17 protein-coding genes are annotated in these 21,265 nt (G+C 69.9%); 11 read left to right on the top strand and 6 right to left on the bottom strand.

What is annotated here, in order from left to right; translation table 11 throughout:
* Nucleotides 1–3: 3 nt before the first annotated feature.
* From ACT54X_RS03890 to ACT54X_RS03880, 3 genes are all read left to right on the top strand, one after another.
* Entirely contained in the window at nucleotides 4–2,823 is a 2,820-nt protein-coding gene (locus ACT54X_RS03890) for a PAS domain S-box protein (RefSeq protein WP_476345141.1), read from the top strand.
* Between the two features lie 243 nt (nucleotides 2,824–3,066).
* Nucleotides 3,067–3,696, top strand: a complete 630-nt coding sequence (locus tag ACT54X_RS03885; RefSeq protein ID WP_294373079.1) for a TRAP transporter small permease subunit — start codon at nucleotides 3,067–3,069, stop codon at nucleotides 3,694–3,696.
* A 20-nt stretch (nucleotides 3,697–3,716) separates the two neighbouring features.
* The gene (locus ACT54X_RS03880; RefSeq protein WP_294373077.1) at nucleotides 3,717–5,588 is read left to right on the top strand and encodes a TRAP transporter large permease; all 1,872 of its coding nucleotides are present in this window, start codon (nucleotides 3,717–3,719) and stop codon (nucleotides 5,586–5,588) included.
* A gap of 199 nt (nucleotides 5,589–5,787) precedes the next feature.
* Here ACT54X_RS03880 and ACT54X_RS03875 read toward each other — a convergent pair whose 3' ends face one another.
* The 4 genes from ACT54X_RS03875 to xseB all read right to left on the bottom strand — a co-directional run bounded on the left by ACT54X_RS03875 (nucleotide 5,788) and on the right by xseB (nucleotide 10,083).
* Entirely contained in the window at nucleotides 5,788–6,870 is a 1,083-nt protein-coding gene (locus ACT54X_RS03875; protein ID WP_017762306.1) for a TRAP transporter substrate-binding protein, read from the bottom strand.
* A gap of 149 nt (nucleotides 6,871–7,019) precedes the next feature.
* Nucleotides 7,020–8,873, bottom strand: a complete 1,854-nt coding sequence (gene dxs, locus ACT54X_RS03870; protein WP_476345137.1) for a 1-deoxy-D-xylulose-5-phosphate synthase — start codon at nucleotides 8,871–8,873, stop codon at nucleotides 7,020–7,022.
* Nucleotides 8,874–8,893: 20 nt separating this feature from the next.
* Nucleotides 8,894–9,829, bottom strand: a complete 936-nt coding sequence (locus ACT54X_RS03865; RefSeq protein WP_294373070.1) for a polyprenyl synthetase family protein — start codon at nucleotides 9,827–9,829, stop codon at nucleotides 8,894–8,896.
* A complete protein-coding gene (xseB, locus tag ACT54X_RS03860; protein WP_234193837.1) occupies nucleotides 9,829–10,083 on the bottom strand; it encodes an exodeoxyribonuclease VII small subunit in 255 nt (84 codons plus the stop codon). Before xseB ends, ACT54X_RS03865 begins: the two co-directional genes overlap by 1 nt.
* 268 nt (nucleotides 10,084–10,351) lie before the next feature.
* On the opposite strand from xseB, the gene ACT54X_RS03855 reads away from it, so the two are divergent.
* The 8 genes from ACT54X_RS03855 (at nucleotide 10,352) to ACT54X_RS03820 (ending at nucleotide 19,121) form a co-directional block, all read left to right on the top strand.
* Entirely contained in the window at nucleotides 10,352–11,515 is a 1,164-nt protein-coding gene (locus ACT54X_RS03855) for an aromatic ring-hydroxylating oxygenase subunit alpha (protein WP_294373068.1), read from the top strand.
* Nucleotides 11,516–11,566: 51 nt separating this feature from the next.
* Nucleotides 11,567–12,490 (top strand): DMT family transporter, encoded by a 924-nt coding sequence (locus tag ACT54X_RS03850; protein ID WP_294373066.1) that lies wholly within the window; start codon nucleotides 11,567–11,569, stop codon nucleotides 12,488–12,490.
* 64 nt (nucleotides 12,491–12,554) lie between these two features.
* Nucleotides 12,555–13,463, top strand: a complete 909-nt coding sequence (locus tag ACT54X_RS03845; protein ID WP_294373064.1) for a sulfurtransferase — start codon at nucleotides 12,555–12,557, stop codon at nucleotides 13,461–13,463.
* Between the two features lie 5 nt (nucleotides 13,464–13,468).
* Nucleotides 13,469–14,101 carry a DUF2796 domain-containing protein gene (locus tag ACT54X_RS03840; RefSeq protein WP_294373063.1) on the top strand — a complete coding sequence of 211 codons (633 nt, stop codon included), beginning with the start codon at nucleotides 13,469–13,471 and terminating at the stop codon, nucleotides 14,099–14,101.
* A complete protein-coding gene (locus ACT54X_RS03835; RefSeq protein ID WP_294373061.1) occupies nucleotides 14,098–14,802 on the top strand; it encodes an ABC transporter ATP-binding protein in 705 nt (234 codons plus the stop codon). The genes ACT54X_RS03840 and ACT54X_RS03835 overlap by 4 nt, the downstream gene beginning before the upstream one ends.
* Entirely contained in the window at nucleotides 14,799–16,058 is a 1,260-nt protein-coding gene (locus ACT54X_RS03830) for an ABC transporter permease (protein WP_294373059.1), read from the top strand. The genes ACT54X_RS03835 and ACT54X_RS03830 overlap by 4 nt, the downstream gene beginning before the upstream one ends.
* Nucleotides 16,059–16,249: 191 nt before the next feature.
* Entirely contained in the window at nucleotides 16,250–16,864 is a 615-nt protein-coding gene (locus ACT54X_RS03825; RefSeq protein WP_294373057.1) for a DUF3299 domain-containing protein, read from the top strand.
* A gap of 214 nt (nucleotides 16,865–17,078) precedes the next feature.
* On the top strand, nucleotides 17,079–19,121 hold the full coding sequence (locus ACT54X_RS03820) for a DUF3300 domain-containing protein (protein ID WP_294373055.1): 2,043 nt from the start codon (nucleotides 17,079–17,081) through the stop codon (nucleotides 19,119–19,121).
* Nucleotides 19,122–19,205: 84 nt separating this feature from the next.
* Here the strand turns inward: ACT54X_RS03820 and ACT54X_RS03815 are convergent, their stop codons facing one another.
* Nucleotides 19,206–20,162 carry a ZIP family metal transporter gene (locus tag ACT54X_RS03815; protein WP_476345133.1) on the bottom strand — a complete coding sequence of 319 codons (957 nt, stop codon included), beginning with the start codon at nucleotides 20,160–20,162 and terminating at the stop codon, nucleotides 19,206–19,208.
* 115 nt (nucleotides 20,163–20,277) lie between these two features.
* Complete coding sequence (locus ACT54X_RS03810) at nucleotides 20,278–21,174, bottom strand: dienelactone hydrolase family protein (protein WP_294373050.1); 897 nt, start codon at nucleotides 21,172–21,174, stop codon at nucleotides 20,278–20,280.
* Nucleotides 21,175–21,265: the final 91 nt, after the last annotated feature.

The raw sequence follows: 21,265 nt of genomic DNA, 5'->3' as shown, positions 1-21,265 counted from the left end.
CCTATGCGCGCCGCATCCGTCCCCACCCACTGGCCCTTCGTCCGAGGCGAGTGCGCCGCCCTGGCGCGCGCCCTGACCGCCGAGCGCTGCCCCCTCGGGCCGGCCTCCGAGTGGCCGCCGACACTGCGCATGCTCATCGACATGATGCTGCCTTCGCAGGCGGAGATCGTGCTGTTCTGGGGCCAGGACTACGTCGCCTTCTACAACGACGCCTACGCGCCCACCATCGGCAACAAGCATCCCACGGCCTTCGGTCGCCCGGGCCAGGAACACTGGAGCGAGTTGTGGGACGACCTGCAGCCGCTGCTGGACCGCGTGCTGCACTTCGGCGAGACGGTGGCCGCCCAGGACCGGCCCTTCCGCATCAACCGCCACGGGCAGATGGAAGACGTGTTCTTCGACATCTCCTACTCGCCCGTGCGCGAGCACGACGGCCGCATCTGCGGGGTGCTGTGCATCGTCAAGGAGACCACGGCCCGCGTGAACGCCACGCGCCGCCTGGCGGCCAGCGAGGCCCACCTGCGCGAGATGGAAGAGCAATGGCGGCTGGCCCAGGCGGCCGGCGGCGTGGGCGTGTTCGTGCTGGACATTCCGGCCGACACCGTCACTGCCTCGCCGGGCTTCTTCCGCGCCTTCGGCCTGCCGGCCCATGCCGCACCCGTGCCCTCGTCGATGCTGGAAACCCTGAAGGTGCCCGGCGAGGCGGAGGGCATGTCCGACACCCACAGCCGCAGCGACGGCAGCGCGCCGCTCGATGTCGAGTACCGCATCCGCCGCGCCGACGACGGCCGGCTGCGCTGGATCTGGCGCCGCGCCGAGATCGTGCGCGACAGCACCGGCGCGCCCTTGCTCATGCGCGGCGTGGTGCAGGACGTGACCGTGAGCCATTTGGCCCAGGCCACCCTGCGCGAAAGCGAGGCGCGCTTTCGCGCCCTCGCCCAGGCCGTGCCCAACCAGGTGTGGACGGCGGGCCCCGACGGCGCGCTGGACTGGGTCAACCAGCAGGTGCTCGACTACACCGGCGCCCGCCCGGACGAGCTCCTTGGCCACCGATGGCTGGCGACCCTGCACCCCGAGGACCACGCCTCGATGCGGGCCGCCTGGGCCCGTGCCTGCACTACCCTGACGCCCTACAGCACCGAGCTGCGCCTGCGCCGCCATGATGGTCAGTGGCGCTGGCAACTGGTGCGCGCTCAGCCCGTGCAGGGTGGCGACGGCAGCATGCGCTGGATCGGCACCACCACCGACATCGAGGACCAGAAGGCCGCACAGGCGCAACTGGAGGCCATGAACTCCACCCTGGCGCAGCGGGTGGAGGAACGCACGCGTGACCGCGACCGGCTGTGGCAGCTGTCCACCGACGTGATGGTGATCGCCGACCTGGGAGGCCGCATCCTGCACGTCAACCCGGCCTGGTACGCCATCCTCGGTTGGCGCGAGGAGGAACTGCTGGGTGGCCAGCTGCTGGACTATTCGCATCCCGAGGACCTGGCTGCCGCCGAACGCGAGTTCGAGCGGCTGGCGCAGGGCATCCCCACGCTGCGCTACGAAGGCCGGATGCGCCACCGCGACGGCAGCTACCGCACGCTGTCATGGACGGCCGTGCCCGACGCGCCCTATCTGCATGCGGTCGGCCGCGACGTGACGGCGCTGCGCGAATCCGAGGCGCGGCTGCGCCACAGCCAGAAGATGGAAGCCATCGGCCAGCTCACCGGCGGCATCGCGCACGACTTCAACAACATGCTCCAGGGCATCACCGGCGCCATCGAGGTGATGCGGCGGCGCGTGGCCCAGGGCCAGACCGAGGGGCTGGAGCGCTTCATGGACAGCGCCACGCAATCGGCCCACCGCGCCGCCTCGCTGGTGCAGCGGTTGCTGGCCTTCTCGCGCCGCCAGTCGCTCGATCCGAAGCCGCTGGACGTCAACCATCTCGTGCGCTCCATGGAGGAGATGCTGCGCCGCACACTGGGCGAGCATGTGCGCCTGGACGTGGCGCTGGAAGCCCAGGCCTGCCTGGCGGTCGGCGACGAAAGCCAGCTGGAGAGCGCCATCCTCAACCTGGCCATCAACGCGCGCGACGCCATGCCTTCGGGCGGCCTGCTGCGCATCGCAACGGCACACCTGGCGGTGAAGGACGGCGAGATGGAGCCGCTGCGCCCCGGCCACTATGTCCGCATCACCGTGGCCGACACCGGCAGCGGCATGCCCCGCGACGTACTGTCCAAGGCCTTCGATCCCTTCTTCACCACCAAGCCGATCGGCCAGGGCACCGGGCTCGGGCTGTCGATGGTCTACGGCTTCGCCCAGCAATCGGGCGGCCATGTGCGCATCGACAGCGTGCCGGACCAGGGCACCCGCGTGGACCTGTACCTGCCCTGCTCCGACGAGCCGCCCACCGAGCAGCCGGAGGCGAGCCGCGATGCAGGCAGGCCGCTGGCGACCGAGGGCGAGGTCGTGCTGCTGGTGGAGGACGACCCAGGCGTGCGCCTGCTGGTTCGCGAGGTGCTGGTCGATCTGGGCTACCAAACGCTGGAGGCAGCGGACGGTCCGTCGGCGCTGCCCATCCTGCAGTCGAACCGCCGCATCGACCTGCTGGTGAGCGATGTGGGCCTGCCCGGCCTCAATGGCCGGCAGGTGGCGGAGATCGCCCGCCAGCAGCGGCCTGGCCTGCAGGTGCTGTTCATGACCGGCTATGCCGCGCGCGCCGCGATCCGGTCGGAGTTCCTCGCGCCCGGCATGGACATGATCGCCAAGCCCTTCGCCATCGAGGAACTCATCGAGCGCATCCGCGCGATGGTGGGACGCGGCCCGACCGAGCGCTGAGTCCTTGCGCGCCCGCACCATGCGGGACGACCCAAGCCGCCTTGGCGAAGACCGCGCGGCCCGCGGTCCGGGACGCGCCGACATGCACTGCTGCAGGCCCGCACAGGCTGGGGGTTCGCCTCATGGTCGACGCGGCGCGGCCCCTTAGAATCCGCCCGCCTTTCGCACCCGGCTCGCGGCCCACAACGCCAGCGCGCCGGGTGTCTTCGTATCTGAAAGGCCCAATTCAAAAATGGAGTAGACATGCAAGGCTTGCTGAGGCTCTCGCGCGCCATCGACTGGCTCAATGCGCAGGTGGGCAAGGTCGTGATCTGGCTGATCATGGCGTCAACGGCCATCAGTGCGCTCAACGCGCTGGTGCGCTACATCTTCAACACCAGTTCCAATGCCTTCCTCGAGGTGCAGTGGTACCTGTTCGCCTGGTCCTTCCTGGTGGCTGCGGGCTTCACGCTGCTCAACCGGGAGCATGTGCGCATCGATGTGCTCAACAGCCGCCTGCCCAAGAAGGCGCAGATCTGGATCGACATCGTCGGCTTCACGCTCTTCCTCACGCCGGTATGCCTGCTGGTGCTGTACTACACGGTGCCCATGACGATGCAGAAGTTCGCCTCGGGCGAAATGTCGGGCAACCCCGGCGGACTGATCCGCTGGCCGGTGTGGCTGGCGCTGCCGATCGGTTTCACCCTGCTGCTGCTGCAGGGCTGGTCCGAGCTGATCAAGCGCATCGCCTTCCTCACCGGCGATGGCCCTGACCCGACCGTCAAGCCCGGCGAGAAGACCGCCGAGGAAGAACTGGCCGAGGTGCTGCGCCAGCGCGCCGAATCCGACGCCCGCAATGCCAACGCGGCCGCCACGGCGCCGCAGGCCCGCTGAACCGGACGGGAGTACACGACGTGGAGTTCATCACCGCCAATTTCGCCCCGATCATGTTCGCGGGGCTCATCTGCTTCCTGCTGCTGGGATTCCCGGTGGCCTTCAGCCTTGGCGCCTGCGGGCTGACCTTCGGCATCATCGGCATCGAACTGGGGGTGTTCCAGTCCTCGGTGATGGCCTGGCTGCCGCAGCGCCTGATCGGCATCATGGCCAACGACACGCTGCTCGCGGTGCCCTTCTTCACGCTGATGGGGCTCATCCTGGAGCGCAGCGGCATGGCTGAGGACCTGCTCGACACCGTCGGCCAGGTGTTCGGCCCCATGCGCGGGGGCCTGGCGCTGGCCGTGGTCTTCGTCGGCGCGCTGCTGGCCGCCACCACCGGCGTGGTGGCCGCCTCGGTCATCTCGATGGGCCTGATCTCGCTGCCCATCATGCTGCGCTACGGCTATGACCGCCGCTTCAGCAGCGGCGTGATCGCGGCATCGGGCACGCTGGCCCAGATCATCCCGCCCTCGCTGGTGCTGATCATCATGGCCGACCAGCTCGGCAAGAGCGTGGGCGACATGTACAAGGGCGCCTTCGTGCCGGCCTTCATGCTGGTGGGCTGCTATGTGCTGTACGTGGCCTTCCTCGCCATCTTCCGGCCCGCCAGCGTGCCGGCGCTGCCCGCCGAGGCCCGCATCTACCGCGAGCCCGACGGCAGCGGTGGCTATCGCTCGCTGCTGGTGCTCATGGTCATCTCCTTTGTCGTCTCGGTGCTGGTCGCGCGCCACCTGACCGATGTGCACAGCTGGTGGAGCGGCCAGACGGTCACCTCGGTCGCCACGGACGAAAAGGTGGTCGTGGCGATGTGCGGCGGTACCTTCGTCGCGCTGGTGATCGCCCTGCTCAACAAGTACCTGCGGCTGGGGCTGCTGTCCAGGCTGGCCGAGCGCGTGACCTTCGTGCTCATCCCGCCGCTGCTGCTGATCTTCCTGGTGCTCGGCACGATCTTCCTGGGCATCGCCACGCCGACCGAAGGCGGGGCGATGGGCGCCATCGGTGCGCTCATCATGGGCTGGGCGCGCGGGCGGCTCGACATGACGCTGCTCAAGCAGGCGCTGGCCGCCACCACCAAGCTCGGCAGCTTCGTGATGTTCATCCTGATCGGCGCCACCATCTTCAGCCTGGTATTCCAGGCGGCGGACGGCCCGATCTGGGTCGAGCACCTGCTGGCCAGCCTGCCGGGCGGCCAGGTGGGCTTCCTGGTCGCGGTGAACCTGCTGATCTTCTTCCTGGCCTTCTTCCTCGACTACTTCGAGCTGTCGTTCATCGTGGTGCCGCTGCTGGCGCCCGTGGCCGACAAGCTGGGCATCGACCTGATCTGGTTCGGCGTGCTGCTGGCGATGAACATGCAGACCTCCTTCATGCACCCGCCCTTCGGCTTCGCGCTGTTCTTCCTGCGCTCGGTGGCGCCGGACAAGCCGTACGTGGACCGTGTGACCCACACGGTGATGCAGCCTGTCACCACCATGCAGATCTACAAGGGCGCCATTCCCTTCGTGCTGATCCAGCTGGTGATGGTCGGCGTGATGATCTCGTTCCCCAACTTGGTCACGGGCAGCCTCGACAAGGCCCAGAACTACGATCTCAAGAGCATCGGCGACCAGATGCGCGAGAGCCTGCAGCCCGAAGGCGGCGGGGCCTCGCCGGATGCCGGCTACGGCAGCGGCGAAGAGCCCTACGGCGGCACGCCCGCGCCGGGCGGTGACTCGCCCCCCGCGGCACCGGCTTCCCCGGAGGCGGCACCCGCCGCACCCGCCGCACCCGACGCGGACGCGCCGGCGTCCACCCCGGACGATCCGGTCAAGGCGATGGAAGAGGCGCTCAAGCGGGCGCAGCCTTCCAACTAGCCACCGCCTGCCCGCCCGCGTCCATTGCGGGCGCCTGCGCCGGACGCCGCGCCTTGCGCGATGTCGGCGCGGGACTCGCGGTCACCACCGAGGGCCATGACGACAGACGCAAAAAAGCCGCGCACTGCGCGGCTTTTTTGTTGTGCGTGCATCAAGCCGACGAGCCCGCCATCCGGCAGGCTCGGCGCCCGCGCCTTCGTCAGATCTTGACGCCGTTCATGTACTGGTTGAACGGGTACTCCGAGAAGCGGTTCCACAGGATCTGGTCGCGCTGGAAGGCGCGCATGCTCTGGTGGATGGCCTTGAACTCCGGCGACTTGGCTTCGTGGTCGGCGAAGACCTCCATCGACGACTTGAAACCCGCGTCCATCACGGCCTTGGGGAAGGCCTTCAGTTGGGTCTTTTCGGCCACCAGCTTCTTCAGAGCGATGGGGTTGTAGGCGTCGTACTTGGCGGTCATGTCGGTGGCCGCCACGGCCATCGCGGCGTTGAGGATCGCCTTGTTCTCGTCGGACAGCGCGTTGAACTTCTTCACATTGATGAAGAACTCCAGGTCGGCGCCGCCTTCCCACCAGCCGGGGTAGTAGTAGTAGGGCGCGACCTTGTTGAAGCCCAGCTTGGCGTCGTCGTAGGGACCGACGAATTCGGCGGCGTCCAGCGTGCCCTTCTCGAGCGCCTGGTACACGTCGCCGGCCGGCATGTTCTGCGGCACCACGCCGAGCTTCTGCATCGCTTCGCCGAACACGCCGCCGCCCATGCGCATCTTCAGACCCTTGAGGTCCTCGACGGTCTTGATTTCCTTGCGGTACCAGCCGCCCATCTGCGTGCCGGTGTTGCCGGCGCTGGCGGTGCGGAAGTTGTACTTGGCGAAGAAGTCGTCGAGCAGCTTGCGGCCGCCGCCGTAGTCCTTCCACGCGGTGTTCTGACGCGCGGTCAGGCCGAAGGGCACGGCGCAGCTGAAGGCGAAGACCGGGTCCTTGCCGGTGAAGTAATAGGCGGCGGACTGGGCCATCTCGATGGTGTCGCCTTGCAGCGCATCGACGACGCCGAAGGCCGGCATCAGTTCACCGGCGGGGTGCACGGTGATCTCGAACTTGCCACCCGACATGGCCTTGATCGTCTTGGACAGCATTTCGGCGCTGCCGAAGATGGTGTCGAGCGAGCGAGGGAAGCTCGATGCGAGGCGCCAGCGCACTGCGGCCTGCGCGTGCACCGCTGGCGCCACACCGGCGGCCAGGACACCAGCGAGGCCGGCATTTTTGATGATGGAACGACGATCCATGAGCTTGACTCCGTTGAACAGCTGAAATACGAACGCGGCCCGTGGCCGCGTTGTCGACTCTGAAGAGGGCCGATTCTAAAAAGATGCACCCGGCGGCCCCGTGGGGTTTCCCCTTGCGGTGCCCGGAACGCGCCCGCACAGCGCGCGGGTCAGGCCGCGCCGAAGCGCGCCTCGATGGCGCTGCGGATGCCCGCGGCATCCAGCCCCAGCCCGGCCAGCAGGCGGGCCGGGTCGCCATGCTCGATGAAGCGGTCGGGCAGGCCCAGTTGCAGCACCGGGCGCTGGATGCCCGCGGCCTGCAAGGCCTCGAGCACGGCGCTGCCCGCGCCGCCCATGATGGCCCCCTCTTCGATCGTCACCAGCGCCTCGTGGCCCTCGGCCACCTCGCGCAGCAACGCCTCGTCCAGGGGCTTGGCCCAGCGCATGTTGACGACCGTGGCATCGAGCGCCTGGCCGGCCTCGAGCGCCGGATAGAGCAGCGTGCCGAAGGCGAGGATGGCGATGCGCCGGCCCTGGCGGCGCACCTCCCCCTTGCCGTAGGGAAGGGCATCGAGCGACAGCGAAGGCACGGTGCCCACGCCCGCGCCGCGCGGATAGCGCACGGCCACCGGATGGTTCTGCGCGAAGGCGGTGGACAGCAGTTGCCGGCACTCGGCCTCGTCCGCCGGACAGGCCACGGCCATGTTAGGCACGCAGCGCAGGAAGGGGATGTCGTAGGCCCCCGCATGCGTGGCGCCGTCGGCGCCCACCAGGCCCGCGCGGTCCAGCGCGAAGACCACCGGCAGATTCTGGATCGCCACGTCGTGGATCAACTGGTCGTAGGCGCGCTGCAGGAAGGTCGAATAGATGGCTACCACCGGCTTGAGCCCTTCGCAGGCGAGGCCACCCGCAAAGGTCACGGCATGCTGCTCGGCGATGCCGACGTCGTAGTAGCGCTCGGGGAACTGCTGTTCGAACTCCACCAGGCCCGAGCCCTCGCGCATGGCGGGCGTGATGCCCACCAGCCGGCCGTCCTTGGCGGCCATGTCGCACAGCCACTGGCCGAAGACCTGGGTGAAGGTCTTCTTGGGCGCGGCGGCGGGCTTGACCAGGCCGATGGACGGATCGAACTTGCCCGGGCCGTGATAGGCCACGGGGTCGGCCTCGGCCAGCTTGTAGCCCTGGCCCTTGCGCGTGACTACATGCAGGAACTGCGGGCCCTTGAGCTGCTTGAGGTTCTCCAGCGTGGGAATCAGCGAGTCGAGATCGTGGCCATCGATCGGCCCGATGTAGTTGAAGCCGAACTTCTCGAACAGCGTGGCCGGCACCACCATGCCCTTGGCCTGCTCCTCCAGCCGCTTGGCCAGCTGGAACAGTGGCGGCGCCGCCTTGAGCACGCTCTTGCCGACCTCCTTGGCCGCCGCGTAGAACTGGCCGCTCATCAGCTGCGCCAGATACCGGTTGAGTGCGCCCACGGGCGGGCTGATCGACATGTCGTTGTCGTTCAGGATCACCAGGAGCCGGGCGTCGTCGTACACGCCCGCGTTGTTCAGCGCCTCGAAGGCCATGCCGGCAGTCATCGCGCCGTCGCCGATCACCGCGATGGCGTGGCGCGTCTCGCCCTTCTGGCGCGCGGCCAGAGCCATGCCGAGGGCGGCCGAGATGCTGGTGGACGAGTGCGCCGTGCCGAAGGTGTCGTAGACGCTTTCGGTGCGCTGCGGAAAGCCCGAGATGCCGCCCTGCTGGCGCAGCGTGGGCATGCGCTCGCGCCGGCCGGTGAGGATCTTGTGCGGATAGGTCTGGTGGCCCACGTCCCACACGATGCGGTCCTCGGGCGTGTCGAAGACATAGTGCAGCGCCACGGTGAGCTCGACAGTACCGAGGTTGGAGCTGAGGTGGCCGCCGGTGCGCGACACGTTGTCGAGCACGCAGGCACGCACCTCGTCGGCCAGCTGGCGCAGCTGCTCGCGCGGCAGGCGGCGCAGGTCGGCGGGATCGTGGATCGTGGGGAGAAGAGGTGCCATGGGGCGATGTTCGAAAAAGGCTACCGGTCGCGCGCGACGACCATGTGGGCCAGGGCGGCCAGTGCGGCGGTGTCGGCCAGGCCGCTGGCATCGAGCGCGGCCAGCGCCTGGGCCAGCAGGCGGTCCGCTTCGGCGCGGGCGCCGTCCAGGCCCAGAAGGGCGACGTAGGTGGGCTTGTCGGCGGCGGCGTCCTTGCCGGCCGTCTTGCCCAGGGTGGCGGAATCGGCCGTGACGTCGAGCACGTCATCCACGACCTGGAAGGCGAGGCCGATGGCGGCGCCGAAGGCGCGCAGGCCCTGGGCCGCGGCCACAGGCAGCTCGCCCGCGCACGCGGCGCCCATCTCGACGCTGGCCTGCAGCAGGGCGCCGGTCTTGAGGCGGTGCATCTCGCGCAGCTGCGCCTCGTCCAGCCGACGGCCGACGCTGGCCAGGTCGATGGCCTGGCCGCCGGCCATGCCGCAGGCACCGGCGCCGCGCGCCAGCAGCGCGACGAGACGGGCCTGCACCTGCGCGGGCACCGCCGCGGCGGCGCCGTCCAACGGCGCGATCAGCTCGAAGGCCTGCGCCTGCAGGGCATCCCCGGCCAGCAGCGCACCCGCTTCGCCGAAGCGCACATGCACCGTTGGCTTGCCCCGGCGCAGCACGTCGTTGTCCATGCAGGGCATGTCGTCGTGCACCAGCGAATAGGCATGGATCAGCTCGACGCCACAGGCCGCGCGCAGGGCCGCCTCGTCCAGCCAGGCCGGCACGCCGGCCGAGCCAGCGGCCCGTGCGGCAGCCAGCACCAGCAGCGGCCGCAGGCGCTTGCCGCCGTCGAGCACGGCGTAACGCATGGGCTCGGCCAGCGAGGACGGCGCCCCGGCGCCCACCCACTGCGCGAGCGCAGCTTCCACACGCGCCAACTGCGGGCGCATCCAGGCCGCGAGTTCGACCGGCGTCCAGGCAGACGCGGCCATCAGGCGCCTGTCCATGGCTTGAGGTTGCCGGCGTCCAGCACCTTGATCTGCTCTTCCACGGCCTGCAGGCGTTCGCGGCAGAAGGCCAGCAGGCGCGCACCGCGCTGGTAGCCGGCAAGCAGCTGGTCGAGGGGAAGCTGGCCCGATTCGAGCGCGGCCACCAGTTGCTCCAGTTCCTGCAGACCTGCCTCGTAACTGGCGGGCAGGTCGGCGGTGTCGGGCGCAGGCGCGGCTGCGGGGGCGGCCTTGGGCATTCGGAAGGTTGTCGGAAGGTGAAACGCGCGATTCTAGGAGGCCCCGTCCGAGCCGCCTGTCGGCCGTGGGCGGGACCAGCGCCTTCGCCGGTCGCGGTCATCGGCCCTGGATAAAACCGGGGTACAATTCGAGCTCATTCCCTGTGCCGGCGCCAGCCGGCTTCGTTTTTTCTGCCCAATCCTCAAGGAGGCCACCCCTTCCGGGCGGAGCAAAGCAGGGGTTTCCACTTCGCGTTACCTCCCTGTGGGGAGCTTGGTCAGGTCACCCATGTCTGATTTAAGTCTTCGACTGCAGCAGGCTTCGAGCCAACTTCCGGTCTCCAGCTATTTCGACGAGGCGCTCTATGCGAGCGAAATGGAAACACTCTTCAAGCAGGGCCCACGCTACGTGGGCCACAAGCTGTGGGTGCCCGAAGCCGGCAGCTACCACACGCTGCCGCAGGAAGGCGAAGGCCGCGCGCTGGTGCACACGCCGCGCGGCGTCGAGCTGATCTCCAATGTCTGCCGCCACCGCCAGGCCGTGATCCTGCGCGGCAAGGGCGAGCTGCCGCGCCAGAGCGGCGGCCACATCGTCTGCCCGCTGCACCGCTGGACCTACAACGCCGCCGGCCCTTCGCCCACCGGCACGCTGCTGGGCGCGCCGCATTTCGCCCAGGACCCCTGCCTCAACCTGCACACCTACGGCCTGCGCGAATGGAACGGCCTGCTGTTCGAGGACAACGGCCGCGACATCGAGGCCGACCTCGCCGGCATGGGCCCGCGCGCCCACCTGAACTTCGACGGCTACGTGCTCGACCGCGTCGAGATGCACGAGTGCAACTACAACTGGAAGACCTTCATCGAGGTCTACCTGGAGGACTACCACGTCGGCCCCTTCCATCCGGGCCTGGGCAACTTCGTGACCTGCGACGACCTGCGCTGGGAGTTCAAGCCGCAGTATTCGGTGCAGACCGTGGGCGTGGCCAACCGGCTCGGCCGTGCCGGCAGCCCGGTGTACGAGCGCTGGCATGACGAGTTGCTGCGCTACCGCAGTGGCCGCCCGCCCGAGTTCGGCGCCATCTGGCTGACCTACTACCCCCACATCATGGTGGAGTGGTACCCGCATGTGCTGACCGTGTCGACGCTGCATCCCATGGGCCCGCACAAGACCATGAACGTGGTCGAGTTCTACTACCCCGAGGAGATCGCCCACTTCGAGCGCGAGTTCGTCGAGGCGCAGCAGGCTGCCTACATGGAGACCTGCATCGAGGACGACGAGATCGGCGAGCGCATGGACGCCGGGCGGCGCGCCCTCTTCCAGCGCGGCGACAACGAGGTCGGTCCCTACCAGAGCCCCATGGAAGACGGCATGCAGCACTTCCACGAGTGGTATCGCACGCAGATGACCGCCAGCGCCGCGGCCCGCGCCTGTCTCGACAGCGCGCGCGGCTGATGGGCCACCCCGGCCGGCCGATTCCCACCCAGCAGGAGAACTGACCCGCGCATGCAAAGCCTGTGGATGGTCGCTTCGGCCCTGTTCTTCGCGACCATGGGCGTGTGCGTGAAGATCGCCTCGGCCTGGTTCACCAGCGCCGAGCTGGTGTTCTGGCGCGGTGTGATCGGCATGATCTTCATCGCCGTGCTGGCGCGCCGGCAGAAGGTGTCGCTGGCCACGCGCTATCCCGGCATGCATGCGTGGCGCAGCGTGATCGGCACCGCCTCGCTGGGCGCCTGGTGGTACGCCATCGCCAACCTGCCGCTGGCCACCGCCATGACGCTCAACTACATGAGCAGCATCTGGGTCGCGGCCTTCCTGGTGGGCGGCGCGCTGTTGGCCTGGGCGCCGGTGCCAGGCCGTGGCGGACGGGTGCCGCTGCCGCCCATGCAGGGCCCGCTGGCACTCACGGTGCTGGCCGGCTTCGCGGGGGTGGTGCTGCTGCTCAAGCCCTCGGTGCACGGCACGGACGCCTTCGCCGGCCTGGTCGGGCTGCTGTCGGGCATGGCCGCGGCCTTTGCGTACATGCAGGTGATCGCGCTGTCGCGCATCGGCGAGCCCGAGACGCGCACGGTCTTCTACTTCGCAGTCGGCTCGGCCGTGGCGGGCGCCCTGTGGACGCTGTTCACCGGCTGGTCGGTCTGGTCGTGGTCGCATGCCATCTGGCTGCTCCCGGTGGGCGTGCTCGCTGCTCTTGGGCAGCTGTGCCTCACCCGCGCGTATGCCAGTGCGAAGACGCAGGCGGCGACCCTGGTGGTGGCCAACCTGCAGTACTCCGGCATCGTATTCGCGGCCATCTACAGCGTGCTGCTCTTCGGCGACCGCATCGACGCGGCGGGCTGGGGTGGCATCGCGCTGATCATCGGCAGCGGCATCGCGGCCACGGTGCTGCGCCAGCGCGCGGTGCCCAAGGCGCCGGCCGAGGAACACTGAGCGCGCTCAGGCACCGGGCAGGCGCCGGGCCCACAATGGCGGCTTCGCCCTCGGAGCCTTGCCGATGCACGACACCCTGATTTCCGTCGACCAGCTGCGCGCGCTGCAGGACAGCCACGCGCCGCTCATGATCTTCGACTGCAGCTTCGACCTGATGAAGCCGCACGCCGGCCGCGAGGCCTGGCTGCAGTCCCACATCCTCGGCGCGCTGCATGCCGACCTGGACCAGCACCTGAGCGCCCGCCATGGCGCGCCAGGCCATGACGGCCGCGTGCTGGTCGCGCACGAGGCCGACCGGCCGGCCTCCGGTGGCCGGCATCCGCTGCCCAGCCGCGAGCGCTTCGCGGCCTGGCTGGGCAGCGTGGGCTTCTCCAACGACATGCAGGCGGTGGTCTACGACCGCAACGGCGCCAACTACTGCGGCCGGCTGTGGTGGATGCTGCAATGGGCCGGCCACGCTGCCACCGCCGTGCTCGACGGCGGCCTGCAAGCCTGGCAGGCGGCCGGCCTGCCCGTCGCCAGCGGCGAGGAACCGGCGCACTTCCAGAGCAATTTCGTGCTGGGCGCGCCGCGCGTGAAGCTCGTCGACACCGACGCCGTGCGCGCCGCCATGGACAGCGGCGCCGCCCCCATCGTCGATGCCCGGGCCGGCCCGCGCTACCGCGGCGAAGTGGAACCGCTGGACCCGATCGCGGGTCACATCCCCGGCGCGCTGAACCGGCCCTTCGTGGACAACATCGGACCGGACGGCCGCTTCAAGCACGCCGACCAGTTGCGCGCCGAGTTCGAGGCGCTGCTCGGCGACCGAGCAGCCACGGGTGCGATCCATCACTGCGGCAGCGGCGTGAGCGCCGTGCCCAATGTGCTGGCCGCCCGCATCGCCGGCCTGCCCGAGCCGGCCCTGTACGCCGGCAGCTGGAGCGAATGGAGCAACACCCCCGGCCTGCCCACCCGGCAAGGCCCCAACCCGTGACCTGCATGACCTTCCGCCGACTCACCGCCCTTGCGGCGCTCTCGTCCCTCCTGTTCACCGGTTTTGCCGCGCCCGCCCTGGCCCAGCAGAAGCCTGCCCCCCGCGCCCAGCATGCCCATGTGCATGGCAAGCTGGAGCTGGACATCGCCATCGAAGGCACCGCCGTCACCATCGAGATGGAGGCGCCGCTGGACAGCCTTCTCGGCTTCGAGCGCGCGCCGCGCACCGATGCCGAGCGCGAGGCCGTGGCCAGCATGACGAAGCGCCTGCGCGCGGCCGATCAGCTCTTCGTGATCGATCCGGCGGCCGGCTGCAAGCTCGGTCCGGTGCAGCTCGATTCGCCCGTGCTCAGCGGCGACAAGGCGGCCGAGGCCAAGCCAGCTGCCGGCGCCAAGGTTGGCGATGCCAAGGCCGCAGCCAAACCCGCTGCGAAGCCCGCGGAGGACGTCGACCATGCCGACCTGGACGCCAGCTTCGCCTTCAACTGCGTCGATGCCTCGCGCGCCCGCTACATCGAGGTGCAACTCTTCGACGCCTTCAAGAACCTGCGGCAGATCGAAGCAGAGATCGTCGCGCCGCAGGGCCAGTTCAAGCGTGTGCTGCGCCGTCCCGCCGCGCGGCTGACCTGGGACAAGTGAGCGCCGCCCCCGTCCTGGAGGCCCGGAGCCTGCGCTTCGGCTGGCCCGGCGCGGCCGCGCCCTGCATCGACATCGACCATCTGGCTGTCGCGGCCGACGAGCCGGTGTTCCTGTACGGCCCGAGCGGCTGCGGCAAGAGCACGCTGCTGTCGCTGCTGGCCGGCGTGCTGCTGGCGGATGCCGGCGACGTGCGACTGCTGGGCCAGGACTGGTCGCGCCTGGGGGGCAGCGCCCGCGACCGCCGGCGCGTGGACCACGTGGGCTACATCTTCCAGCAGTTCAACCTGCTGCCCTACCTGAGCGTGATGGACAACGTGCTGCTGCCGCTGCGCTTCTCTCCGCGCCGCCGGGCCGAGGGCTCGCGCGCACAGGCCGAGGCGCTGCTGGCGCGCATGGGCCTGGATGCCACGCTCTGGTCGCGCAGCGCCCTGCAGCTGTCGGTGGGCCAGCAGCAGCGCGTGGCTGCGGCGCGGGCGCTGGTCGGCCGGCCCGAACTGGTGATCGCCGACGAGCCCACCTCCGCGCTGGACGAGGAGCGCCGCGAGGCCTTCCTCGACACCCTGCTGGCCGCCTGTCAGGAGGCCGGCAGCGCGCTGGTGCTGGTCAGCCACGACCCGCGCATCGCGCAACGTTTTGCGCGCCAGCTGCACCTGCCCTCGCTCAACAAGGCCGCGACGGCCGTTGCCGCTTCCGCCGCATGAAGACGCTGTTCGCCATCGCCGCCCGCAGCGCCTGGAACCGGCGCTTCACGCTGGCGCTCACGGTGTTTTCCATCGCGCTGTCCACCCTGCTGCTGCTGGGCGTGGAGCGCATCCGCACCGAGCTGCGCGACAACTTCTCGTCGGCCGTCTCGGGCACCGACCTGATCGTCGGCGCGCGCACGGGCAGCACGCAGCTGCTGCTGTATTCGGTGTTCCGCATCGGCGCCGCCACCAACAACATGGGCTGGAAGAGCGTGCAGGACCTGCAGGCCCACCGCGGCGTCGCCTGGGTGGTGCCGATCTCGCTGGGCGACTCGCACCACGGCTTTCCGGTGCTGGCCACCACGCCCGAGTACTTCAGCCGCTTCCACTACGGCGATCGCCAGGCGCTGGCCATGCGCGAAGGCAAACCCTTCGAGCAGCTTTTCGACGCGGTGCTGGGCGCCGACGTCGCCGAGCAGTTGGGCTATCGCCTGGGCCAGAAGATCACGCTGTCGCACGGCAGCGGCGAGCTCTCGCCCGAGCATGCCGACAAGCCCTTCACCGTGGTCGGCATCCTCGCGCGCACCGGCACGCCGGTGGACCGCACCGTGCACATCGGCCTGGAGGCCATGCAGGCCATCCACCTCGACTGGGTCGCCGGCGTGCCGGTGCCGGGGCTCAAGATCCCCGCCGAGCAGGTGCGCAAGTTCGACCTCAGCCCCAAGAGCGTCACCGCCGCGCTGGTCGGCCTCAAGAGCCGCGCCGCCGTGTTCGCGGTGCAGCGCTGGGTGGCCGGTTATACCGAGGAGCCGTTGATGGCCATCCTGCCCGGCGTGGCGCTGGACGAGCTGTGGCAGGTGGTCGGCGTGGGCGAGAAGGCGCTGCTGGTGCTGTCGGGCCTGGTAGGCATCGTCAGCCTGGCAGGCCTGGTGTCGGTGGTGCTGGCCGGCCTGAACGAGCGCCGCCGCGAGTTGGCCGTGCTGCGCGCCGTGGGCGCGGGCGCGCGCCATGTGCTGGCGCTGTTGGCACTGGAAGGGGCGCTGGTCACCGCGCTGGGCGTGCTGCTGGGCGCCATCGCCGCGGCCGTCGCCCTGGCCCTGCTGGGGCCGTGGCTGCAATCGACCTACGGCCTCGCCCTGACGATCTCGGCTCCTACACTGAACGAATGGACCTTGCTCGGTGCGCTGCTGGCAGCAGGCTGGCTGGCCAGCCTGCTGCCAGGCTGGCGCGCCTATCGCCTGTCGCTGGCCGACGGGCTCTCTCCCAGGATCTGAAATGAAACCACCCCGTTTGGACTTCCTCACTGCGTGTGGAAGTCCAATCCCCCTCAAGGGGCGCACCCAGCGGCCGGGCCAAGCCCGTTCCGCGGGTGCACTGGCATAGCCTGCTCCGCGGCCCTTCGATCAGAAAAGCGATGCCGGTTTCTTGCCCTGCGGGTGGCGCGACAGCGCTGAGGAAAACTGATATGACGACCCTACTTTCGCGAACCCTGCTCGCCGGCGCCTGCGTCGTCGCGTCTCTTGCCATCGCCCCAGCCCTGGCCGCCGGCCCGGCGCCCGAAGCCACCACGGCCACCAACCCGTTGGGCGGCAAGAGCAGCAGCCCCGCCAAGCCCGCCGCGGGCGCCAAGCAGATCACCTGGGTCGAGCTGGTGCCGCCGGGTTGGGACCCGGCCAAGGACTTCAAGGACATCGACCTCGGCAAGCTGGAGGACAACGATCCCCGCGCCGCCGAGTTGCTGCAGAAGATGCAGGACGTGCTCAACAACGCCCCCACCAATGCCGCCCTCAACGGGGTTCAGGTGCGCCTGCCGGGCTTCGTGGTGCCGCTGGAGGAAAGCAAGGGCCTGGTGAGCGAGTTCCTGCTGGTGCCGTACTTCGGCGCCTGCATCCACACCCCACCGCCGCCGGCCAACCAGATCCTGCATGTGCGGCCGCGCACACCGGTCAAGTTCCGCGCCATGGATGCCGTGTGGGTCAGCGGCCCGCTGCGCACCGAGCGCAACGACTCGATGATGGGCGCCAGCGGCTACAGCATGACGGCCGAAGCCGTCACCAAGTACACCGAGGGCGGCAAGTAGGGCCCGCAGGTCAGCTTCCCGCAGGTCGTCTGGCCGCCGCGACCTACAGGTTTGCGCGGGCAACGCCGGCAGCGGCCACCTGCCAGCACCGGAAACTCATCGACACCACTGGTCACACAGCCGAGGCGCCGCGGGTGCACCGCGACAGACGCGGCACCGTTGACCAGGAACCGGCAGGACTTCTCGTCCTTCCGACCGATGGGGACTTCCAACCATGCCCGCTTTGCCATTCATTGCCGCCGCGCCGCAGCCATCGCGCCCGGCCGCTACCCCCCGCCCGCTCTGGGTGGCCCTGACGCTGGCCCTGGCGCTCGGCGCCTGCAACCAGACGTCACCGTCGCCCGAAGCCCAGGCACCCGTTCCGGCCCCGGCCCCCGCAGCCCAGGCCGTCACAGCCGCCGCGCCGGTTCCTGCGGCCTACACGCCACCTTCGGCCAATGAGTTGTATCGGCTGGTGGCGCCCATCGCGCTGTACCCGGACAAGCTGGTGGCCCAGGTACTGGCCGCCTCTACCTATCCCGACCAGGTGACCGCCGCCCACCAGTGGCTGATGCAGAACCAGCAACTCAAGGCAGGCCCGCTGGCCGATGCCGCCAACCAGCAGCCCTGGGATCCGAGCGTGAAGGGGCTGACCGCATTCCGGCGCGTGCTGGACCAGATGGCCGGCAACGTCGCGTGGACCACGGCCCTGGGCCAGGCCTACTACAACGACCCGACGGACGTGATGAACGCCATCCAGGTCATGCGCCAGCGCGCTCGCAGCGCCGGGGAACTCAAGAGCAGTTCGCAGTTGAAGGTGGTGCAGAGCAGCGCGCCACCGGCGCAACCCGTCGCGGTGCAGCCGGGGGTGGTGGTGCAGTCCACCCCGGTGGTGGTGGAGCCGCCGCCGACCTACATCACCATCGAGCCCGCCCAGCCCGACGTGGTCTATGTGCCGCGCTATGACCCGCAGGTCGTGTACGGCGCGCCTGTGCCCTATTACAGCGGCTACAGCTACACGCCGCCCCTGCAGGTGGCCGAACCCGTGCCGGTGCAGCCCGTGGTCGTGGGCGCCCTGGCCTTCGGCGCCGGTGTCATCGTCAGCTCGGCACTGCAGCGGCACGACTGGGGCTGGCGCAACTGGGACCTGCGCTGGGGCAGCCCGCCACCGCCCCCGCCGCCCGGCGGCTGGGGACGCGACCGGCCTCCCCCCAACTGGCAGCGGCCGGCCGTGGTCTACAACAACAACATCTACATGCCCCAGCCCGCGCCGGGCTACGGCCCCCCGCCTCGGCCGTGGGGCGGCCCGCCCCCCGGCGGTCCGGATCCACGCATGCTGGCTGTCCAGCAACAGCAACAGCAACAGCGGGAGTTGGCCGAGCAGGCCGCACGCCAGAGCCAGGAGCAGCAGCGGCAGACGCAACTGATGCAGCAGCAGATGCAGCGCGACCAGCAGATGCGCGACATGGCGCAACGTCAGGCCGACGAGCAACGGCGCGTGGCCGACATGCAGCGGCAGCAGGCCCAGCAGCAGCGTCAGCTCGCCGACCAGCAGCGGGACATGCAGATGCGGCAGCAGGCGGCGCAGGCACAAAGCCGCGAACAGCAGGACCGCATGCGCCAGGCCCAGCTGGAACAACAGCGCCAGCAGCAGGAGGCGCAACGGCAGCAGGCAGACATGGCACGCCGCCAGCAGGAAATGCAGCAGCGTCAGCAGCAGGACCAGGCCCGCCGCCAGCAGCAGGCCGCCGAAGAACAGCAGCGGCAGGCCCGCGCCCAGCAGGACCAGCGGCAGGCGCAGGCGGAACGCGACCGCCAGCAAGGGCAGATGCGCGACCAGCAGCGACAGATGCAGGAGCAGGCACGTCGACAGCAGGAGCAGGTGCAGCAGCAGGCCCAGGACCAGATGCGCCGGCAACAGGAGCAGCGTCAGGAGCAAGCGCGGCAACAGCAGCAGCAAGCCCAGGAGCAGGCACGCCGCCAGCAACAGCAGGCCCAGGAGCAGGTCCGCCAGCAGCAGCAACAGGCGCAGGAGCAGGCCCGGCGCCAACAGCAGCAGGCGCAGGAGCAGATGCGCCAGCAGCAGCAACAGATGCAGGAGCGCGCCGGGCAACAGCAGCGGGAAGCACAGCAGCGGATGCAGGAGCAGATGCGTCAGCAACAGCAGCAGGCGCAGCAGCGCGCCCGCGAGGCCCAGCCGGGGCACGGCGGCGAACGGCGGGACGGGCCGCCTGGGCCGGGCCGGCCGCCGCGCCCGGGCGAGCAGCCGCCGTCCTGACCACGGCGCCCGCCGCGCATCAGGGCCAGCATGGCGCGGGCGCGGGCGCGGGCTCGGGCGGCCTGGGCTCGCAGGAACACTGCCTCAGTGCGTGTGCGGGGGCGCAGCGCTCACGGGCGGCGCCACTCCCTCATCGTGCCCATGCCCATGCTCATCGCCATGGGACAGGCGGCTGACCCCCGTCACCAGCACGATGCCCGCCAGCAGCCACAACACCTGAAGCACTGTCTGGCGTGCGGCCAGCCTGCGCTGCAGTTGCGGGATGAGATCGGCCAGTGCCACGTACGCGAAGCTGCTGGACGCCAGCACCAGGAAGTACGGCAGCCAGCCGTGCAACCGCTCGACCAGCCACCAGCCCAAGACGCCGCCCAGCGCGGTCACCGTGCCCGCCAGGGACACCTTGATCAGCGCGGCGCGGGCATCCGGCGAGGTCTGTCGCATCACCACCAGGTCACCCACATGGTGCGGCACTTCATGGGCCAGCACCGACAGCGCGGCCAGCAGGCCGAGCCGCGTGTCGGCCATGAAGGCCGAGGCGATGAGCACGCCGTCGCCGAAGCAGTGCACGCTGTCGCCGGCCAGCACGGCCCAGCCGCCGACCCGCGGTGCATGCGCATGCGCATGGGCGCGGTCGTGGGCGTGGCCCGCGCTGTCGACGGGATGGGCATGAAGACGCCGATGCCCCGGATGGTCGTGTCCATGCGCCGCGGCGTGCGCATGGGCGTCGGGCGCAGGTCCGTGGTGGTGTTCATGCCCGTGATGCCAAAGCTCGGCCTTGTCGAGCAGGAAGAAGAGCACCAGCCCGCCCAGCAGCACGGCGAACAGCACCGAGGGTTCCAGCCCGCTCTCGAAGGCCTCCGGCAGCAGGTGCATGAAGGCCGTCGCCAGCAAGGCGCCCGCGGCCAGGCTCAGCAGATGCTGCGGCCCATGGCCTGCGTCCTGCGGCCGTCCGCGCACGCCCAGGCGCAGCAGCATGCCGGCGATCCAGACGCTGCCGATGCCGGTGACGAGGGTGGCGAGCAGGATCTGGAGCAGCTTCATCGGGGGTCGGACGAACGGGAGGGATGACGAAAAAAGGCCGCCCGAAGGCGGCCCGTGCGGGAGGGTCAGGACAGCGGGCGGGCGCCATTGTCGGCGGCCCGGCCCCGCGTGGCACTCAGGCCACGCCGTTGGCTTTGAACCAGGCCGTGGCGCGCTTCCAGCCGTCCTCGGCGGCACTCTGCACATAGCTGGGCCGGTAGTCCGCATGGAAGGCATGGCCCGCCTCCGGATAGACGACGAACTGCGAGGCCTTGGCCGCAGGCGAGCCAGCGGCCAGCGCGGTCTTCATCTGCTCGACCGTGTCCAGCGGGATGCCCTGGTCCTTGCCGCCATAGAGGCCCAGCACCGGCGCCTTGAGTTCGGCCGCAATCTCGACAGGGTGCTTCGGCGTGAGCGTCGAGGCCTGCCCCACCAGACGCCCGTACCAGGCGACGCCGGCCTTGACCCGTCCGGTGGCCGCATAAAGCCAGGTGATCCGGCCGCCCCAGCAGAAGCCGGTGATGCCGGCCCGGCTGGTGTCCCCGCCGTTGGCGCCGGCCCAGGCCAGCGCGCCGTCCAGATCGGCCATGACCTGCGCGTCAGGCACCTTGGAGACCACCTCGGCCATCAGCTTGGGGATGTCGGTGTAGCCACGCGGATCGCCCTGGCGCGCATACAGCTCCGGCGCGATGGCCAGATAGCCCAGCTTGGCGAAGCGACGGCAGGTGTCGGCGATGTACTCGTGCACACCGAAGATCTCCTGCACCACCAACACCACCGGCAGGCCCGTGCGGCCTTCCGGCGCCGCGGCATAGGCCGGCACGTCGAAACCGGCGACGGTGAACTTGACCGGCCCGGCCCGCAGCCCGTCGGCCGGTGTGCGGATGGCCGTCTGCGCAGCGATGGGCAGCGTGGCGGCGGCATAGCCCACGCCAAGTGCTGCCTTGAGGGCGGTGCGGCGGGTGGCGCCTTCGGCTTCGGCGCGGCCGGGCCGCAGGGAATCGAAATCGCGCTGGATGTCGTCTTTCAGCATGCGGTGTCTTCCTTGGCTGTAGGGGGTGTCGGAGTCTAGGCAGCGCGCGGCGCTGCGCTCGCAAAGCCCTGCGGGGTGCAGGGCCGGCCGC

This window comes from Pseudacidovorax sp. DMC4 (genome assembly GCF_056314265.1).
The sequence above is the reverse complement of the archived record's forward strand: the minus strand, read 5'-3'. Positions and strand labels throughout refer to the sequence as shown.

What these genes read in the sequence shown, in the direction of transcription:
- ACT54X_RS03885 (WP_294373079.1), top strand. Translation starts at nt 3,067, where the DNA reads ATGCAAGGCTTGCTGAGGCTCTCGCGCGCCATCGACTGGCTCAATGCG.
- ACT54X_RS03830 (WP_294373059.1), top strand. Translation starts at nt 14,799, where the DNA reads ATGAAGACGCTGTTCGCCATCGCCGCCCGCAGCGCCTGGAACCGGCGC.
- ACT54X_RS03820 (WP_294373055.1), top strand. Translation starts at nt 17,079, where the DNA reads ATGCCCGCTTTGCCATTCATTGCCGCCGCGCCGCAGCCATCGCGCCCG.
- ACT54X_RS03890 (WP_476345141.1), top strand. Translation starts at nt 4, where the DNA reads ATGCGCGCCGCATCCGTCCCCACCCACTGGCCCTTCGTCCGAGGCGAG.
- ACT54X_RS03825 (WP_294373057.1), top strand. Translation starts at nt 16,250, where the DNA reads ATGACGACCCTACTTTCGCGAACCCTGCTCGCCGGCGCCTGCGTCGTC.
- xseB (WP_234193837.1), bottom strand. Translation starts at nt 10,083, where the DNA reads ATGCCCAAGGCCGCCCCCGCAGCCGCGCCTGCGCCCGACACCGCCGAC.
- ACT54X_RS03850 (WP_294373066.1), top strand. Translation starts at nt 11,567, where the DNA reads ATGCAAAGCCTGTGGATGGTCGCTTCGGCCCTGTTCTTCGCGACCATG.
- ACT54X_RS03865 (WP_294373070.1), bottom strand. Translation starts at nt 9,829, where the DNA reads ATGGCCGCGTCTGCCTGGACGCCGGTCGAACTCGCGGCCTGGATGCGC.
- ACT54X_RS03875 (WP_017762306.1), bottom strand. Translation starts at nt 6,870, where the DNA reads ATGGATCGTCGTTCCATCATCAAAAATGCCGGCCTCGCTGGTGTCCTG.
- ACT54X_RS03840 (WP_294373063.1), top strand. Translation starts at nt 13,469, where the DNA reads ATGACCTTCCGCCGACTCACCGCCCTTGCGGCGCTCTCGTCCCTCCTG.
- ACT54X_RS03810 (WP_294373050.1), bottom strand. Translation starts at nt 21,174, where the DNA reads ATGCTGAAAGACGACATCCAGCGCGATTTCGATTCCCTGCGGCCCGGC.
- dxs (WP_476345137.1), bottom strand. Translation starts at nt 8,873, where the DNA reads ATGGCACCTCTTCTCCCCACGATCCACGATCCCGCCGACCTGCGCCGC.
- ACT54X_RS03845 (WP_294373064.1), top strand. Translation starts at nt 12,555, where the DNA reads ATGCACGACACCCTGATTTCCGTCGACCAGCTGCGCGCGCTGCAGGAC.
- ACT54X_RS03855 (WP_294373068.1), top strand. Translation starts at nt 10,352, where the DNA reads ATGTCTGATTTAAGTCTTCGACTGCAGCAGGCTTCGAGCCAACTTCCG.
- ACT54X_RS03815 (WP_476345133.1), bottom strand. Translation starts at nt 20,162, where the DNA reads ATGAAGCTGCTCCAGATCCTGCTCGCCACCCTCGTCACCGGCATCGGC.